Here is a 15,873-nt window from a genome sequence, read left to right as displayed (position 1 = left end):
GTGGGGTCGCTCGGGGGATGCGACGGCGCGGGTCGAACCACGAGCCCGCGGTCGTCGGGGGGCGCGCCGGGGTATGCCCGGCGCCGGGAGTCCCGGGAGTCGAGGAGGGCCGTGACCTACCTGCTGCGCGTGGTACTGCCGGATCGTCCGGGCACGCTCGGGGCGCTCGCGTCCGCGCTCGGCGCCGAGGGAGCGGACATCCTGTCCGTCGACGTGGTGGAGCGCGGGGGCGGTTCGGCGGTGGACGACCTGGTCGTCGACATGCCGAGCTCGCGGCTCCCCGACGTGCTCATCACCGCGGCGGAGGCGGTGAACGGCGTGGTGGTCGAGTCGGTGCGGCCGTTCGCCGGTGCGCTCGACACCACCCGCGAGCTGGAGCTCGTCGAGGCGATCACCGCGCGGCCCGAGGAGGGGCTGACGCTGCTCGCGGAGGGCGTGCCGCGCCTCTTCCGCTCCGCCTGGGCGCTGATCACCGAGGCCACCGGCGAGGGCCTGCGCGTGCGCCGCGTCGCCTCGAGCGCCGCCGCGCCGGAGACGGAGGCCGTCGAGCTCGGGTGGCTGCCGCTGGAGAAGGCGACCGTGCTCGACCCCGCCGGCGGGCACACCGTGCCGGAGGCGTGGACCGACCTGGACACCGAGCTCGCCGCGTCACCGCTGGGACGGCCCGAGCGCGCGGTCGTCGTCGGCCGCCCCGGCGGGCCCGCCTTCCGCCCTTCCGAGCTGGCGCGCCTCTCGCACCTGGCCGGAATCGTCGCGACGATCACCGGCTGAGCCGGCTCCTACCGCCGGTGCTCGGCGCGCGACCCGGGCCACAGCCCCGAGGACCGCAGGCCGCCGCGCACCCCGCCCCGACGCCGCTCGTAGCGGCCGCCGACGTCGTGGCCCAGCGCGTAGCGCACGAGCTCCTCGTTGCCGGTCGCGAGCCAGGTGCCGTCGGGACCCTTGAGGGTGTCCTCGAAGCCGATGCGGGTGTCGAGGTTGTTGCGCTTGGCGTACTCGAGCACGGGCCAGGCGCCCGCCTCCTCGCCGTGCAGCAGGATCGGCGCCGGCACGGGGCCGAGGGCCTTCAGGATGCGCACGGCCTCGGCCACCGCCGTGTCCGGGTCGGTGACGGTGACCTCGGCCAGCACCCGCACGGTGCCCCGGGGCAGGCCCGCCTGCTTGAGCTGGACGGCGTCGCCGGTGGTCCAGACGCCGAGCTCGACGCCGATGTCGACGGCGTCGAGCGCCGCGCACACGCGCTGCCAGCCACGCTCGTGCACGTTCACCGACGCGACGTCGGGCCGCGCGTGACGGGGCAGGCGGCCCCAGTGGCCGATGATCTCGGTGCGCTTCAGGGGGTCCGGCTCGACCCAGCGGGCCGTCGTCACCCCGATCTCGAGCTCGGGGGCCTCGCGGCGGATCGCGTCGACGACCGTGCCGATGACCCGCGGGTCGAGACTCTCCTGACCGTCCCGGTCGCGGGGGTGGACGTGCAGGCTCTGGACACCGAGGGCGGCCACCGCGCGGGCGTCGCGGGCGAGGTGGCGCGGGCTCATCGGCACCGCCGGGTACACGTCGGCGGGGCGGGCACCGTTGGGGCAGCATTGCAGCACCGCGGTGTCCCTCCCCTCTCGCGATCCGGACAGGTGTCCAGCTTCGACGCTGCCGGCGGCGAGGGCAACGCCCAGCCGTCGACGTAGGAAATCCCACATCGATGCCACCCGGACGGTCGTACGCGGTCTCACCCGTCGGTGTGAGTCTGCCCGATGTCACGGGATGGTTGCGCCCGACCCGGGGACGGGGAGCGGAGTGGGCAGGCCGGGACCGCTGAGACGGTCTCAGCAGGTCCTCAGGAGTCCTCGCCGCCCTCGCCCGCGGAGGGGTCGACGGCGGCCGCGGCCGCCGCCTCGGGCCCGTCGGCGAGCAGCACCCGGAAGCCGTCCTCGTCGAGGATCGGCACCCCGGCGGACACCGCCTTGTCGTACTTCGATCCCGGCTCGTCGCCGACGACGAGGAACGCCGTCTTCTTCGACACCGAGCTCGCCGCCCGGCCGCCGCGGGCGAGGATCTCCTCCTTCGCCTCGTCGCGGGAGAACGTCGGCAGGGAGCCGGTGACGACGATCGAGAGGCCCTCGAGCGTGCGGGGCACCGACTCGTCGGCCTCCTCGGCGAGCTCCACCCCGGCGGCACGCCACTTCTCGACGACCTCGCGGTGCCAGTCGACCGAGAACCACTCCCGCACGGCACGGGCGATGGTGGGCCCGACGCCGTCGACGGCCGCCAGCTCCTCCTCGGTGGCGCCGTCGATCGCGTCGACCGACCGGAAGTGGCGTGCGAGCGCCTGCGCGGCCGTGGGCCCGACGTGGCGGATCGAGAGCCCGACGAGCACCTTCCACAGGGGGCGGTGCTTCGCGGTGTCGAGGTTGGTGAGCAGCTTGCGCCCGTTGGCCGAGACGTTGCCCGCCTTCGTGCGGAAGAGCTCGACCTGGATGAGGTCGTCCTCGGTGAGCCCGAAGACGTCGCCCTCGTCGTGCACCACCCCGGCGTCGAGCAGCGCGCTGGCCGCCTCGTAGCCGAGCACCTCGATGTCGAAGGCGCCCCGGCCCGCCACGTGGAACAGGCGCTCCCGCAGCTGCGCGGGGCACGAGCGGGCGTTGGGGCAGCGCAGGTCCTTGTCGCCCTCGCGCATCTGGCGCAGCTCGGTGCCGCACTCCGGGCAGTGGGTGGGCATGACGAACGCGTGCTCGCTGCCGTCGCGCGCGTCGACGACCGGACCGAGCACCTCGGGGATGACGTCACCGGCCTTGCGGATGATCACCCGGTCGCCGATGAGGACGCCCTTGCGCTCGACCTCGCCCGCGTTGTGCAGCGTCGCGAGCGAGACCGTCGAGCCCGCGACGAGCACCGGGTCCATCTCGGCGAACGGGGTGACGCGCCCGGTGCGACCGACGTTGACGCTGATGTTGCGCAGCGTCGTGGTGGCCTGCTCGGGCGGGTACTTGTAGGCGATCGCCCAGCGCGGCGCCCGCGACGTGGAGCCCAGCCGGCGCTGCAGGGCGACGTCGTCGACCTTGACCACGACCCCGTCGATCTCGTGCTCGGCGTCGTGGCGGTGCTCGCCCCAGTAGGCGACGTGGTCGATCACCGCGTCGACACCGTGGAGCACGCGCGTGTGCGTCGAGACCGGCAGCCCCCAGGCGGCGAGCGCGTCGTAGGCCTGGGACTGGCGCTCGGGGGTGAACCCCTTGCGCTTGCCGAGCCCGTGGCAGATCAGCCGCAGCGGGCGGGTCGCGGTGACCCGCGGGTCCTTCTGGCGCAGCGAGCCGGCCGCGGAGTTGCGGGGGTTGGCGAAGGGCTGCTTGCCGGCGGCGACGAGCCCGGCGTTGAGCTCCTCGAAGTCGGCGAGGCGGAAGAACACCTCGCCGCGCACCTCCATGAACTCCGGCACCGGGAACTCGTCGGTGCCGGTGAGCTCGGTCGGCACGTCGGCCAGCGTGCGCATGTTGAGCGTGATGTCCTCGCCCGTGCGGCCGTCGCCCCGGGTGAGGGCGCGCGTGAGGTGGCCGTTCTCGTAGAGCAGGTTGACCGCGAGCCCGTCGATCTTGAGCTCGCAGAGGTAGAGCAGCTCCTCGGTGGGGAAGTCGAGCTCGCGCTGCACCCGCAGGACCCACTCGCGCAATTCGTCGCCCGCGAAGGCGTTGTCGAGCGAGAGCATGCGCTCGAGATGGTCGACCGCGACGAAGTCGGTGGAGAACCCGCCGCCCACCCGCTGCGTCGGCGACTCGGGCGTGACCAGCGACGGATGGGACTCCTCGAGCCGTTGCAGCTCGCCGAACAGCTCGTCGAACTCGCCGTCGGTGACGATCGGGGCGTCGAGCACGTAGTAGCGGAACTGGTGGTCCGACACGACCTCGGACAGCTCGCGGTGACGCTGCGCGGCGTCGCTCGGCACGTCGCTCTGTTCCGGGGCCTGGTCCGTGCTGGTCACAGGGGCGAGATTAGCCGTGCACCCCGACAGTGAACCGTGACTCGACCGTGTCGGGGCCCGGCCCCGGGGCGGCGCGGAACGGGATCGAGCTCGCGAGCGTCAGGACGCCGAGGCAGGAGAACAGCAGGACGGTCGCGCGAGCCCCGCGGGCGTGAGGACGTTCCCGCCGGCGTCGAGCAGCGCCACGATGACCACGAACGCCGCCACCGGGACGGCCGTCGCCGCCCAGGCCAGCCGGCGCCCGCGTGGCGTGCCGCGCCCGGCCAGGGCCCACCCGCCCGCCATGGCCGGCAGCACGAGGAGCAGCGCGGTCGGGTCGACGGCGAAGATCAGCGGCACGAGCGTCAGGCGGCGGCCCGGACGCCCGCGGCGCCGGCGGTGCTCGGCGTACCCGAGCAGCCCGCCGACGACGGCGCTGGTGAGCAGGATGAAGCCGAACGTGCCGAGCCACGTCACCTCCGACGCGGAACCGGCGACCGTGGCCATGAACCCGCGCAGCGCGGCGCCCCAGGCGATGCCGCCCACGACGCCCGCGGCCACCAGCGCCGGCCCGGTCCGTGGTGGTGCGCCGGCGAGCCCGAGCACCGCCAGCCCCGCCACCGCGACCAGGGCCACGAGCAGCACGGCGTGCCAGGCGCCGCGCGGGGTGTCGAGGGCGAAGCCGCCGCGCGTGCGGTCGGCGGCGAGGACGACGGGCAGGGCGGACACCCAGGCCAGCGCGCCGACGCCGGCACCGAGGACCAGTGATCGGGACATGACGCCTCCCCGGGGATGGGCACGGAGAGTACTCGCGATCGGCCGTCCGGGCGGCAACGATCGCGTGACGACGCGCGCTCGGTGACTACGCGTGTCGTCCGAGGTGCCGTTCCACCGACGCCACGAACCCGGCCGCGATGCCGGCGTAGGAGGTCTCGGTGACGCCGCCGACGTGCGGGGTCACGGCGACGTTCTCGGCCAGCAGCGGGTCGTCGGGGTCGATCGGCTCGGTCCAGGTGACGTCGAGCCCCGCTCCGGCGAGACGGTGGTCGCGCAGGGTCGCGTGCAGCGCCTCCTTGTCGACCACCCCGCCGCGGGCGACGTTGACGACGTGTCCGCCGGGGCGCAGGGCGTCGAGGGCCGCGGCGCCGACGATGCCGCGCGTCGCGGGCGTGAGCGGGCAGGCGACCACGAGGTCGTCGCAGCGGGCCAGCGCGGCGAGCAGGTCGTCGACGTGGTGGTAGTGGTCGTCGTCGAGCAGGTCCGCGGCGCGGGGCGTCTCGGCGCGCGGGCGGCGCCCGATGCCGACGGGGACGGCGCCGAAGGCCCGCAGCCGCACGATCACCTCGGCGCCGATGTCCCCGACGCCGAGCACGCCGACGGTGCGCCCGGCCAGGGTGCGTCCGGACGGCTCGCCGACGAGGCTCTTCGCGACGTTGGCCCGGGCCTCCTCGAAGCGGCGCAGCAGCGCGAGCAGGTGCAGCAGGGCCACCTCGGCGACGGCGACGGCGTTGCCGGACTCCGCGCCCGACACGTTGTCGACCGGCAGGCCGCGGGCGGCGGCCGCGTCGAGGTCGACCCCGGACAGGCCGACGCCGAACTGCTGGATCATGCGCGGCGTCGTGGCGTCCATGAGCGCGCCCGAGATCGTGCTGCCCATCGGGCACAGGACGTCGACGTGCCCGAGGCCGCCGCCGGGCACCTCGACGGGGATGTCGACGATCTCGACACCGGCCCAGCCGACCGCGTCGAACGCCGTCTCGAGGGCCCCTTGCAGGGCGGCGAACCCGCCGCCGACCAGTCCGATCCGCACGCTCTCAGTATCCCCAGCCCTCGGGCGGGTCGACGAAGGCGCGGGCGAGCTCCGCGGCCGTGGTCGTCGCCCGCCGGGCCCATCCGGGGCTCGCGCCGGCGAGGCCGCAGGTCGGGGTGACGACGGCACGGTCGGCGAGGCGGGCACGGTCGAAGCCGAGCCGGTCGGCGAGGTCGAGGGCGGGTCGGGCGAGGGCCTCGAGCTCGGGCCGCGCCGCCGGGTCCGTCGAGGGGACGATGCCCAGCCACAGCTCGGTGCCCGCCTCCCAGATCTCGCCGAGGGCGTCGAGCACGTCCTTGGGGGCGTCGGGGCCGCCGAGCGCGGTGAGGTCGACGGCGACGGCGTCGGGCCCCGTGGCGGCGATCAGCGCGAGCGGCGGGGTGGGGTGACAGCAGTGGACAACGACCCGCTCGGCGCCGGCCTCCCGCGCCGTCTCGACCGTCGCCTGGAGGAGCGTGCGGGCCTCCGCCCCGGGGACCGCGCCGACCGTGCCGTACCCCGACGGCGTCCGCAGCGAGCCGGCGAGGACGGCCGGCAGCGTCGGCTCGTCGATCTGCACGACGACCGGGGCCCCGGTGCGTCTCGCCAGCTCGGCGACGTGCGTACGGAGACCCTCGCCGGCACTGGCGGCGAACTCCGCCAGCGCGCCGCGGTCGGTGAGCACCCGGTGCCCGGAGCGCAGCTCGACGCTCGCCGCGAGCGTCCACGGCCCCGCGACCTGGCACTTCACCGCCGGCGCGCGGACCCCGGCCTCGCCCAGCGCCTCGTCGAGGGCGTCGACGTCGCGGGCGAGCAGCTCCTCGGCGCGGCGGTGGTCGCCGCCCGGTCGGCGCGCGACACGCCAGCCCGACGGCCACACCTCGACGGCGAGGTCGACGAGCAGGGCGGCGGTGCGCCCGACCATGTCCGCGCCCACCCCGCGGGCGGGCAGCTCGGGCACGTAGGGCAGCCCGGGCACCTCGCCGACGATGGTGCGGGCCGCCTCCCGGGGGTCGGTGCCCGGCCACGACCCGAGGCCGGTGGCCCGGTCGCCGGGCCGGGGCTCGGGGGTGCCGGTGCTCTCCCCGTCGACCGGCGCGCTCGTCTCGCTCACGGGGCCAGGATCCACCTGCGGAGCGGAGGCGCGCGCTCCGGGGTTCCGAGCGAGGGGCACCTTCGGTCGGGGGTTCCGAGCGAAGGGCGCCTTCGCACGGGGGTTCCGACCAAAGGGCACCTTCGGTCGGGTAGACGGGCGAGGGGCGCCCCCGGCCGGAACGCGGTATCCGGGCGCGGCGGTGCGATACTCCGGCGCGGCGACGCGTGGGAGATCAGGGCGAGGAGGGCACGGACACCCCGGCCGCACGGCGGCGGGGTCAGCGACGAGCACCGCGGAGGTCGACCGAGGGCGGCGGCCAGCCCACCCCGAGACGATCGGCGAGGCCGGCGACGCCGTCGTCGGTGACCTTCACCGCCCGGTGGCCGGGGACCGAGCGCAGCCAGCCGTCCTCGTCGAACCGCGCGAGCAGCGCCACGCCGAGCGGGCCCGACACGTGGTGGCGCTGCTCGGTCCAGTCGACGCAGCAGCGCACGGCGTGCAGCCCGGCGGGGACCGTCACCCCCAGGTCGGCGAGACCGGCCCGGCCGGCGTCGGTGAGGTGGTAGGCGCCGTCCTCCGACACGTAGCCCGGCAGCTGGTGGCTCCGGCGCTCGGTGGGGTCCGGGGTGCCATCGGTGCCGTCGGAGCCGTCGATCCAGCCGCGCTCGCGCAGGGCGTCGGTGACGGCGACGCCGAGCCGCCCGGCGAGGTGGTCGTAGCAGCGACGGGCCAGCCGCAGCGCGTGGGCACGCGTGCCCTCCCGCAGCGAGCGCACCGGTCGGGCCGGCGCGATGCGGCCCAGCACCTCGACCAGCCGCGCGACCTCGGGTCCGGCGAGGCGGTAGTAGCGGTAGCGGCCGGTCGCGACGACCTCGGTCAGCCCCCGCTCGGTCAGGCGGCCGAGGTGCCCGCTCGCGGTGGACGGGGCGACGCCGGCCTCGGACGCCAGGACGCTCGCCGGCAGCGCGCGGCCGTCCGCGAGCGCCAGCAGCATGCGGCAGCGGGCGCGGTCGGCGAGCAGCTCGCCCACCGCGGCCATGTCGACGTCGCCGTCCTCGGTGGCCATGGCCCCGACGGTAGGAGCAGGACGCTGCGGTGTGCGCCGAACCGTGGAGCGGCCGCGATCGAGTGAGTGGCGTGACGGACACTGGATGACAGCGGCGCCACTCCGCTGACACCGGGCGCGCTGGCAGCATGGAGCGCGTGGAGGTGCTGGCGGCGCGGGTGTGGCGGGAGCGCGCCGACGCCCACGCCGAGCGGGCCGACGCGCTCACCGCCGGGCACCGGGCGCGGAGGGCGCGCGGCGAGGCCCACCCCGTCGAGGACTTCCTCTACACCTACTACCCCACCCGCCCGAGCCGGTTGCGGCGGTGGCACCCGGGCGCCGGGGTCGTGCTCGAGGGTGCCGACGAGCGCGCCGGCTGGCGGCACTACGTGGCGGACGACGGGGGAACCAGAGTCGACCACGAGACCCTGCGGACCGAGCGCGCCGCGACGGTCGCCTTCGTCGACGGCCTGCTCCGGGCCACCGCGCGGCGCCCCGCCCAGCTCGGCTGTTTCGGGCTGCACGAGTGGGCCATGGTCTACCGCGACGAGGACACCCGGCACGCCGTACCCCTGCGCCTCGGGGCGAGGGGCACCGACGAGGTTGTCGAGTCCCACCGCATCCGCTGCTCGCACTTCGACGCCTTCCGGTTCTTCACCGACGCCGCCGCGCCCCGCAACGCCGTCACGCCGACCCGGGAGCGGCAGGTCGAGCTGGAGCAACCGGGGTGCCTGCACGCCGGGATGGATCTCTACAAGTGGGCCGACAAGCTGGGTCCGCTCGTGCCGGGCGAGCTGCTGCTGGACACCTTCGCGCTCGCCCACGACATCCGCGTCCTCGACATGCGTGCCTCGCCCTACGACCTCGCCGACCTCGGTTACGCGCCGGTCCGCATCGAGACCCCCACGGGCAAGGCCGCCTACGCCGCCGCGCAGCGGGGCTTCGCCGAGCGCGGCGCCGAGCTGCGGCGACGGCTCCTGGACGCGCTGGGGTCACCCCTGCGGGCGTGACGTCCGCACCGCCCCGATGCTCGCCGCGACCACCATCGCGATCGCGAGCGCCGAGACGACGGTGAGCTCCTGGCCGAGGACGACGAACCCGGCCGTTGCCGCGATCGCCGGCGCCAGGCTCATGAGCACCGAGAAGGTCGAGGTCGGCATCCGGCGCAGCGCGAGCAGCTCGAGGCTGTAGGGCACGAGCGAGGACAGCAGGGCCACGGCGAGGCCCCAGCCGAGCACCACGGGGTCGACCATTGCCGCCCCGCCCTGCGCCACCCCGAACGGCAGGGTCAGCACGGCCCCGACGGTCATCGCGAGCGCCAGCCCGTCGAGGCGCTCGAAGCGCCCGCCCGCACGGCCCGAGGCGAGGATGTAGGCCGCCCACATCGTCGCGGCGCCGAGCGCGAACAACGCCCCGGGCCAGGTCAGCCCCGCCAGCCCGGCCCGACCGAGCAGCGCGACCCCCGCGAGCGCCAGCGCCGCCCACAGCCAGCTCGACGCCCGCCGCGAGGCCACGACCGAGAGCACGAGCGGGCCCAGCACCTCGAGCGTCACCGCGGCCCCGAGCGGGATGCGGGCGATGGCCTCGTAGATCAGCGAGTTCATGCCCGCGAGGGCCACGCCGAAGCCGGCGACCAGCGCCCAGTCGCGGCGCCCGAGATGGCGCACCCGCGGCCGGCACACGACCAGCAGCACCAGCGCGGCGAACGCGAGGCGCAGCGACACCGCGCCGACCGGGCCGACCCGTGCGAACAGCCCGGTCGCGGCCGTCGCCCCGAACTGCACCGAGAACTGGCCGACCAGGACCATGACGACCGCCCCGGCGCGGGTCCGCGTCTCCGGGTCGCGCACCTCCGTCACCCCGGAGACGCTGTCACGACCTCAGCCGGCCCGCAGGTGATCCGGGGGCGGGTGCTCCACGCCGCCGGCGAGCCAGGTGCAGAGGTCGTCGACGTCGGCGGCCTCGTGCAGCGGCCCGGCGACCACGGCCGGACCGGTGGGTGCGCGCGCGTGGTCGCAGGGCTGGACCAGCACGAGCGCGCCGGCGCCGTGCGGAGCGGTGCCCTGCCCGCACGCCGAGGTCGTCAGGCACGGGGCGCTGACCAGCACCCCGTGCGGGCACCGGCGTACGGCGCCGCGCAGCGCCTCGCCCACGTCCTCGCGACCGACGGCGGGCCGCTGGTGGTGCGGGCAGTCCGCGGTGCCGCAGTAGACGGCGGTGAAGCCGACGGTGCCGGTCACCGCTCCCCCTCGCTGCCGTCGAAGGCCTCGTCGGCGACGCCCGGCAGCTCGGCGCACGGGTCGGTGTGCGGGTGCGCGAACGGGTCCGGGAAGCGCCGCCACGCCGCCTCGCCGCGCGCGAGCTCGGCGTCGGTGAGCAGGGCCGCGTCGAGGGCGGCGACGATCGCGGCCGGGTCGGCGTCGTGGACGAGCACCACCAGTTGCTGCTCGCGGTCGCCGAACCGCTCGTCCCAGCGCAGCGCCGCGGCGGCGCGGCGTTCGTCGTCGACCGCGTCCCATGCGCCAGAGCCGGCGAGCCACGTCCCGGCGACCCCGATCTGCAGCGCCCCGCCCGCCGACTCGAGCCGGAGCACGTGCTCCGGCTGCGAGGCGACCCACACCCGCCCGCGCGCCCGGATCGTGCCGTGCAGCAGGACGTCGACCGCGGCGTGCAGGCGCTCGGGGTGGAACGGCCGGCGGTGCCCGACGTGCAGCAGCGACACGCCGGCGTCGCGCGCGAGCGGCGGCTGGCCGCGCAGCAGGGGCGCGTGGGCGTCCTCGGGGACGCCGCGGCGGGCGTCGGGGCGCAGGTCCGCGAGCCGGGTGACGATCTCCGCGCCCAGCTCGACGGCGACCTCCGGCGCACCGCCGGGCGGGTCGGCGAGGGTGAGCCGCTCGGCGCGCGGGGCGAGACGGTCGAGGACGGCGTCGAGGCGCACGCGGTCCCAGGGGCTCGGGCACCGGCCCGCGACGACGAGGACGTCGGCGTACTCGGCGTGCGCGACGACCACCTGCGCGACGGTGCGCTCGTCGTCCGCGGTGAGCGCGAGTCCCCGTTCGACCAGGCTCTCGTCCCCGCCGGCGTCGTCGAGCCAGGTCTCGGCGTCGATCACCCCCACGACCCCGCGCAGGGCGAGCACGCCCGTGAGCGGCTCCTGAGCACCCTCCGGCACCAGCGTGTGCAGCGCCTCGGCGGCGGCGTCCGGCTCCATGCCCGGGTCGAGCAGGAGGACCACGTGGCGCACGGCGGCATCGCGGGCGAGGCGCAGCAGCAGCGGCAGCAGGTCGTCGCGCAGCGTGCAGGCCACGCAGCCGTGGGCGAGCTCGAGCACCGCGTCCCGCGCACCCTCGTCGTCCACCACCCGCCGGTGGACGACGCCCTCGCCGAGCCCGCGCAGGTCGTGGGCGACGAGCACCCCGCGCGGTCCCCGCAGTGCCGCCGCCACGGCGGCCGCCGCCGCGCGGTCGGCGCCGCACACCAACGTCAGTCCCGTCTCCGGCCCCTCGGGCATAGCGCTCCCCTCTCTCGCGTTACTGTGAACGATAATCATTCTCAACAACGAAGGGAACCATGGCCCGCAACGACATCCGCCCGATCGTCAAGCTCCGCTCGACCGCCGGGACCGGCACGACGTACGTGACCCGCAAGAACCGCCGCAACGACCCCGACCGGCTCGTGCTGCGCAAGTACGACGCCCGCGTGGGACGCCACGTGGACTTCCGCGAGGAGCGCTGAGCTACGCCTGGTCCGGCGGGGTGTCGATGACCCGCAGCACCAGGGCGACCAGCGCGTCGGCGTGGAGCCGCCCGCCGCTGCGGGGCACGACACCCCGGCGCTCGTCGTCGGCCACGAACTCTTCGGCGACGCGCTCGAGCGCCCGCACCAGCGGGTCGGCGAGCTCGGGCGGCACCTCGCCGATCAGCTCGAGCGAGCCGTCCTCGTTGCGACTGGTCGAGATGTGCAAGAGCGCCTGGCGCAGCACGCGGCGTGGCTCGCCGGCCACCAGGTCGTCGTCCGGTGTCGTCATGCGGTCATCCTCACCGTCCGCGGTACCGCGGCGGGCGCTTCTCGGCGAAGGCCGCCTGGCCCTCGAGGGCGTCGTCGGTGCGCATGACGCGCACGAACGCCTCGTGCTCGCGGGCCATCGCCGCATCGTGGTCGAGGCCCAGGCCGTCGAGCACGCGCGCCCGGGCCTCGCGGACGGCGAGCGGCCCCCGATCGGCGATGGAGCGTGCGAGGGCCAGGGCCGTCGGCAGCAGCGCGTCGGGCGCCACCACCCGGTTCACCAGCCCGGTCCGGTGCGCCTCGGCGGCGTCGATCGGCTCGCCGGAGAGGATCATCTCCATCGCCAGCCCGAGCGGTACCGCCCGCGGGAGCCGTACGGTGCCGCCGGCCCCGGGGATGATCGCCCACTTCGTCTCGGCGAGCCCGAACGTCGCGTTGTCCGAGCACACGCGGATGTCGCAGGCGAGCGCCATCTCCAGCCCGCCGGCCAGGGCGTGTCCGTTGACGGCGGCGATGAGGGGCTTGGCGCGGTCGACGGCGGTGAAGCCCCCGAAGTTCCACGGCGGGTCCTCGCCCGCACGGACCCGGTCGCGGTAGGCCGGGATGAGCCGCTTGAGGTCGGCGCCCGCGGAGAACGTCGACGCCCCGGCCCCGGTGAGCACCGCGACGAGCCGCGCGTCGTCCGCCTCGAACGCGGCGACGGCCTCGCCGAGCGCCTGCTGGTGCTCGGGGTCGAGGGCGTTGCGGGCCTCGGGGCGGTCGATGGTCAGGACGACGACGCGCGCGTCGTCCGGGTCCTCCTCGACACGGATCGGCACGGCGTCGTCCTCAGCGCCGGGCGAGCCGGCGGGCGGCGCCGGGCGACGACGTGGCCAGGCCGTAGTGCTCGAAGACGGCCGGCTCGTCCTCGGCCGCGAGCTCGCCGTCGGTGTCGATCGACGGCGCGTGCTTGGCGAGGTCCTTCGCCACGGTGACCCGCACGTGATCGGGCGCGACGGTCGCGCCGGCCAGCGGCACGAACGCGAGGCGGCGGCGTCCGACGATGCCCACGACGACCGTCGCGAACGCCGGCTCGTCGGTCACGGTGTCGACGTAGATCGCCTCGAGCGTGCCGATCTTCCCGTCGGCGGGGTCGACGACGGCCTTGCCCTGCCAGTCGCGGATGTTCTCCGCCTCGAAGCCCATGGACCGGAGGTTAGCGGCGCGGGGACGACAGGATGCGGACCGCGAGGGCCTCGGTGACGGCCAGTCGCGGCGTGTTCCGCCGGGCACGCTCGACGATCTGACGCGGCGAGAGGCCCATGTCGGCGTAGAGCCGGACGATGTTCTCCTGGGCCGGGGTCCAGGAGGGCGTGGCCGGACGGGCGACACGACGCGGGGCGCGACGGGGCGCCGGCACGCGCGGGACGTCGACGCGATCGTCGCCGGCGTCCTCGCGCGTCTCGCCGGCCGCCGTCCGGTCGACGACCCGGTAGGCGTCGGCGCTCTTGTTGACGGCCACCGCGGTGACCGTCGGGCCCTGGCGGTACCGCGCCTGGCAGTCCGGGGCCGTGCAGTAGGTGTATCCCAGTGCGGCGCGCTCCGTGGGGATCCCGCGGCCGCACCCGATGCAGACGGTGCTCATGCTCACACCGATTCTACGCCTGGGGCTATACGGAGTGGGGTGCCGCGAGGGGGTTCGACGGCCCCGGGGAGTGCGCGGCCCCGGGGTCGCTCAGCGGGACGTCGACGCGATCGTCGCGCTGCCGAGGACGACGTCGCCGCCGGGCTCCGGGCGGTAGAACACCACGGCCTGCCCCGGCGCGACGCCGCGCAGCGGCTCGTCGAGGACGACGTCGACGCCGTCGTCACCGACCCGCACCGTCGCCGTGGCCAGCCCGCCGTGGGCGCGGACCTGGACGACGCAGTCGGTCGGTGCGTCCGCGAGCCATACCGGGTCGGTGGCGTGCAGCGCGGTGACGTCGAGGGCCTCGGCCGGCCCGACGCGCACGGTGCGGCCGACCGGCTCGAGCCCGAGCACGTAGCGCGGACGGCCGTCGGGCGCGGGGCGGGAGATGCCGAGACCATGGCGCTGGCCGACGGTGAACCCGTGCACGCCGCGGTGGTGGCCGACGACCTCGCCGGAGGGGTCGACCATCTCGCCCGGCGCCTCCTCGATCCGCTCGCCGAGGAACGCGCGGGTGTCGCCGGAGGGGATGAAGCAGATGTCGTGGCTGTCCGGCTTCTCCGCGACCACCAGGCCGCGCTCCGCCGCCTCCGCGCGCACCTCCGACTTCGGGCTCGCACCGAGCGGGAAGAGCGCGCCGGCGAGCTGGTCGGGCCGCAGGACGCCGAGGACGTAGGACTGGTCCTTGTCCGGGTCGGCGGCGCGGCGCAGGAGGCCGTCCCCGCCCAGGCGGGCGTAGTGCCCCGTCCCCACCGCGTCGAAGCCCAGCGCGCGGGCCCGATCCAGCACCGCCGAGAACTTGATCTTCTCATTGCACCGCAGGCAAGGGTTCGGCGTGCGGCCGGCGGCGTACTCGGCGACGAACGGCTCGACGACGTCGTCGCGGAACCGCGCGGCCATGTCCCAGACGTAGAACGGGATGTCGAGCACGTCGGCGCAGCGCCGGGCGTCACGGGAGTCCTCGACCGAGCAGCAGCCGCGCGCGCCCTCGCGCATCGTGGCGGGCTTGGCGGAGAGCGCGAGGTGCACACCGGTGACGTCGTGGCCGGCGTCGCGCAGCCGCGCGGCCGCGACCGCCGAGTCGACGCCGCCGCTCATGGCCGCGAGCACCCTCATGACCGGCTCACGACCGCGCCAGCGCGTCCCCGGCCCGGCGGGCGCGCTCGACGACCGGCCCGATCGCCTCGATCACCGCGTCGACGTCGGCGGCCGTGGAGTTGTGGCCGAGCGAGAAGCGCAGCGAGCCGCGGGCGAGGTCCTCGTCGAGGCCCATGGCCAGCAGGACGTGGCTGGGGCGGGCCACACCCGCGGTGCAGGCCGAGCCCGTGGAGCACTCGATGCCGCGGGCGTCGAGCAGCATCAGCAGGCTGTCGCCCTCGCAGCCCGGGAAGGACAGGTGCGCGTTGCCCGGGAGCCGCGCGCCGGGACGGTCCAGCGGGACCCCGTTGAGGCGGGCGTCGGGCACCTCGGCCACCACGCGGGCGACGAGGTCGTCGCGCAGGGCCGTGAGCGTGGTGCGGCGACGCTCGACGTCGGCGACGGCGGCGCGGACGGCGGTCGCCAGGCTCATCGTGCCGGGCACGTCGAGCGTCCCGGAGCGGACGTCGCGCTCCTGCCCCCCGCCGTGCAGCAGCGGGGTGCAGGCGGTGTCGCGCCGCAGCAGCAGCGCCCCGACGCCCACCGGGCCGCCGAGCTTGTGCCCGGTCAGCGAGAGGGCGTCGACGCCGCTGGCGGCGAAGTCGACGGGCACCGCGCCGACGGCCTGCACGGCGTCGGTGTGGATCGGGACCCCGTGGGCGTGGGCCACCTCGGCGAGGGCGGCGACGTCGTTGACGGTGCCGACCTCGTTGTTGGCCCACATGACGCTGACGACGGCGACCTCGTCGCCGTGGTCGTCGAGGAGGGCCTTCAGCGCCGCGGGGTCGGCGCGGCCTTCGGCGTCGACGGGCAGGACGTCGAGGACGGCGCCCTCGTGCGCGGCCAGCCACTCGCCGGCGTCGAGCACGGCGTGGTGCTCCGCTGCGGAGACGACGACGCGGGTGCGACGCGCGTCCGCGGCCCGCCGGGCCCAGTACAGGCCCTTGAGGGCGAGGTTGTCGGCCTCGGTGCCCCCGGTGGCGAGCACGACCTCGGACGGCAGCGCGCCCACGGCCTCGGCGATGGTCTCGCGGGACTCCTCGACGGCCCGGCGGGCGCGGCGGCCGGCCGAGTGCAGCGACGACGCATTGCCGACGCGCCCGAGCGCCTCGGTGAGGGTGGCCGCCGCCTCCGGCAGCATCGGCGTGGTCGCCGCGTGGTCGAGGTAGGTCATCGACCGGCCAGC

General features: G+C 75.9%; 18 protein-coding genes. 3 read left to right on the top strand and 15 right to left on the bottom strand.

Annotated elements, in window-relative coordinates; translation table 11 throughout:
- Nucleotides 1-111 precede the first annotated feature (111 nt).
- Entirely contained in the window at nucleotides 112-771 is a 660-nt protein-coding gene (locus tag WCD41_RS04385) for an ACT domain-containing protein (protein ID WP_337712142.1), read from the top strand.
- A gap of 8 nt (nucleotides 772-779) precedes the next feature.
- Here the strand turns inward: WCD41_RS04385 and WCD41_RS04380 are convergent, their stop codons facing one another.
- The 6 genes from WCD41_RS04380 to WCD41_RS04355 all read right to left on the bottom strand — a co-directional run bounded on the left by WCD41_RS04380 (nucleotide 780) and on the right by WCD41_RS04355 (nucleotide 7,900).
- A complete protein-coding gene (locus WCD41_RS04380) occupies nucleotides 780-1,595 on the bottom strand; it encodes a 3-keto-5-aminohexanoate cleavage protein (protein WP_337712141.1) in 816 nt (271 codons plus the stop codon).
- A gap of 236 nt (nucleotides 1,596-1,831) precedes the next feature.
- Nucleotides 1,832-3,970: an NAD-dependent DNA ligase LigA gene (gene ligA, locus WCD41_RS04375; RefSeq protein WP_337712140.1), complete on the bottom strand. Its 2,139-nt coding sequence runs from the start codon at nucleotides 3,968-3,970 to the stop codon at nucleotides 1,832-1,834.
- Nucleotides 3,971-4,069: 99 nt separating this feature from the next.
- Nucleotides 4,070-4,726, bottom strand: a complete 657-nt coding sequence (locus WCD41_RS04370; RefSeq protein ID WP_337712139.1) for a hypothetical protein — start codon at nucleotides 4,724-4,726, stop codon at nucleotides 4,070-4,072.
- Between the two features lie 85 nt (nucleotides 4,727-4,811).
- Complete coding sequence (locus tag WCD41_RS04365; protein ID WP_337712138.1) at nucleotides 4,812-5,759, bottom strand: NAD(P)-dependent oxidoreductase; 948 nt, start codon at nucleotides 5,757-5,759, stop codon at nucleotides 4,812-4,814.
- A gap of 4 nt (nucleotides 5,760-5,763) precedes the next feature.
- Nucleotides 5,764-6,852 carry a methionine synthase gene (locus tag WCD41_RS04360; RefSeq protein WP_337712137.1) on the bottom strand — a complete coding sequence of 363 codons (1,089 nt, stop codon included), beginning with the start codon at nucleotides 6,850-6,852 and terminating at the stop codon, nucleotides 5,764-5,766.
- 259 nt (nucleotides 6,853-7,111) lie between these two features.
- Nucleotides 7,112-7,900, bottom strand: coding sequence for an ArsR/SmtB family transcription factor (locus WCD41_RS04355; RefSeq protein WP_337712136.1), 789 nt, complete (start codon nucleotides 7,898-7,900; stop codon nucleotides 7,112-7,114).
- 128 nt (nucleotides 7,901-8,028) lie between these two features.
- Here WCD41_RS04355 and WCD41_RS04350 point away from each other — a divergent pair, with 128 nt between their 5' ends.
- Nucleotides 8,029-8,889 (top strand): 3-methyladenine DNA glycosylase, encoded by an 861-nt coding sequence (locus WCD41_RS04350; RefSeq protein ID WP_337712135.1) that lies wholly within the window; start codon nucleotides 8,029-8,031, stop codon nucleotides 8,887-8,889.
- On the opposite strand, the gene WCD41_RS04345 is transcribed toward WCD41_RS04350, so the two are convergent.
- From WCD41_RS04345 to mrf, 3 genes are read right to left on the bottom strand one after another with little or no spacing between them, the layout of a single operon-like run.
- A complete protein-coding gene (locus tag WCD41_RS04345; protein ID WP_337712134.1) occupies nucleotides 8,872-9,738 on the bottom strand; it encodes an EamA family transporter in 867 nt (288 codons plus the stop codon). The two genes, WCD41_RS04350 and WCD41_RS04345, sit on opposite strands and share 18 nt — an antisense overlap.
- Before the next feature lie 21 nt (nucleotides 9,739-9,759).
- On the bottom strand, nucleotides 9,760-10,119 hold the full coding sequence (locus WCD41_RS04340; protein ID WP_337712133.1) for a hypothetical protein: 360 nt from the start codon (nucleotides 10,117-10,119) through the stop codon (nucleotides 9,760-9,762).
- Nucleotides 10,116-11,390: a ribosome hibernation factor-recruiting GTPase MRF gene (gene mrf, locus WCD41_RS04335; protein ID WP_337712132.1), complete on the bottom strand. Its 1,275-nt coding sequence runs from the start codon at nucleotides 11,388-11,390 to the stop codon at nucleotides 10,116-10,118. The genes WCD41_RS04340 and mrf overlap by 4 nt, the downstream gene beginning before the upstream one ends.
- A gap of 59 nt (nucleotides 11,391-11,449) precedes the next feature.
- On the opposite strand from mrf, the gene rpmG reads away from it, so the two are divergent.
- A complete protein-coding gene (gene rpmG / locus WCD41_RS04330) occupies nucleotides 11,450-11,614 on the top strand; it encodes a 50S ribosomal protein L33 (RefSeq protein WP_337712131.1) in 165 nt (54 codons plus the stop codon).
- Nucleotide 11,615: 1 nt separating this feature from the next.
- Here rpmG and WCD41_RS04325 read toward each other — a convergent pair whose 3' ends face one another.
- The 6 genes from WCD41_RS04325 to WCD41_RS04300 form a co-directional block, all read right to left on the bottom strand.
- A complete protein-coding gene (locus tag WCD41_RS04325; protein ID WP_337712130.1) occupies nucleotides 11,616-11,906 on the bottom strand; it encodes a DUF222 domain-containing protein in 291 nt (96 codons plus the stop codon).
- 10 nt (nucleotides 11,907-11,916) lie between these two features.
- The gene (locus WCD41_RS04320; RefSeq protein WP_337712129.1) at nucleotides 11,917-12,702 is read right to left on the bottom strand and encodes an enoyl-CoA hydratase/isomerase family protein; all 786 of its coding nucleotides are present in this window, start codon (nucleotides 12,700-12,702) and stop codon (nucleotides 11,917-11,919) included.
- Between the two features lie 10 nt (nucleotides 12,703-12,712).
- Complete coding sequence (locus tag WCD41_RS04315) at nucleotides 12,713-13,069, bottom strand: PRC-barrel domain-containing protein (protein WP_337712128.1); 357 nt, start codon at nucleotides 13,067-13,069, stop codon at nucleotides 12,713-12,715.
- Between the two features lie 10 nt (nucleotides 13,070-13,079).
- Nucleotides 13,080-13,508 (bottom strand): hypothetical protein, encoded by a 429-nt coding sequence (locus tag WCD41_RS04310; protein WP_337712127.1) that lies wholly within the window; start codon nucleotides 13,506-13,508, stop codon nucleotides 13,080-13,082.
- A gap of 90 nt (nucleotides 13,509-13,598) precedes the next feature.
- Nucleotides 13,599-14,666, bottom strand: coding sequence for a tRNA 2-thiouridine(34) synthase MnmA (gene mnmA, locus WCD41_RS04305; protein ID WP_337712126.1), 1,068 nt, complete (start codon nucleotides 14,664-14,666; stop codon nucleotides 13,599-13,601).
- 7 nt (nucleotides 14,667-14,673) lie between these two features.
- On the bottom strand, nucleotides 14,674-15,861 hold the full coding sequence (locus WCD41_RS04300; protein ID WP_337712125.1) for a cysteine desulfurase family protein: 1,188 nt from the start codon (nucleotides 15,859-15,861) through the stop codon (nucleotides 14,674-14,676).
- Nucleotides 15,862-15,873 lie beyond the last annotated feature (12 nt).

Source organism: Actinomycetospora aeridis (assembly GCF_037400275.1).
GTDB classification, from domain to species: Bacteria; Actinomycetota; Actinomycetes; order Mycobacteriales; family Pseudonocardiaceae; genus Actinomycetospora; species Actinomycetospora aeridis.
This window is presented reverse-complemented; position numbering and strand designations above follow the sequence as displayed.

Bases quoted from the DNA above. Each gene is read 5' to 3' on its own strand.
- WCD41_RS04370 (WP_337712139.1), bottom strand. From the start codon at position 4,726: ATGTCCCGATCACTGGTCCTCGGTGCCGGCGTCGGCGCGCTGGCCTGG.
- WCD41_RS04355 (WP_337712136.1), bottom strand. From the start codon at position 7,900: ATGGCCACCGAGGACGGCGACGTCGACATGGCCGCGGTGGGCGAGCTG.
- WCD41_RS04350 (WP_337712135.1), top strand. From the start codon at position 8,029: ATGGAGCGCGTGGAGGTGCTGGCGGCGCGGGTGTGGCGGGAGCGCGCC.
- mrf (WP_337712132.1), bottom strand. From the start codon at position 11,390: ATGCCCGAGGGGCCGGAGACGGGACTGACGTTGGTGTGCGGCGCCGAC.
- rpmG (WP_337712131.1), top strand. From the start codon at position 11,450: ATGGCCCGCAACGACATCCGCCCGATCGTCAAGCTCCGCTCGACCGCC.
- WCD41_RS04325 (WP_337712130.1), bottom strand. From the start codon at position 11,906: ATGACGACACCGGACGACGACCTGGTGGCCGGCGAGCCACGCCGCGTG.
- WCD41_RS04315 (WP_337712128.1), bottom strand. From the start codon at position 13,069: ATGGGCTTCGAGGCGGAGAACATCCGCGACTGGCAGGGCAAGGCCGTC.
- WCD41_RS04310 (WP_337712127.1), bottom strand. From the start codon at position 13,508: ATGAGCACCGTCTGCATCGGGTGCGGCCGCGGGATCCCCACGGAGCGC.
- mnmA (WP_337712126.1), bottom strand. From the start codon at position 14,666: ATGAGGGTGCTCGCGGCCATGAGCGGCGGCGTCGACTCGGCGGTCGCG.
- WCD41_RS04300 (WP_337712125.1), bottom strand. From the start codon at position 15,861: ATGACCTACCTCGACCACGCGGCGACCACGCCGATGCTGCCGGAGGCG.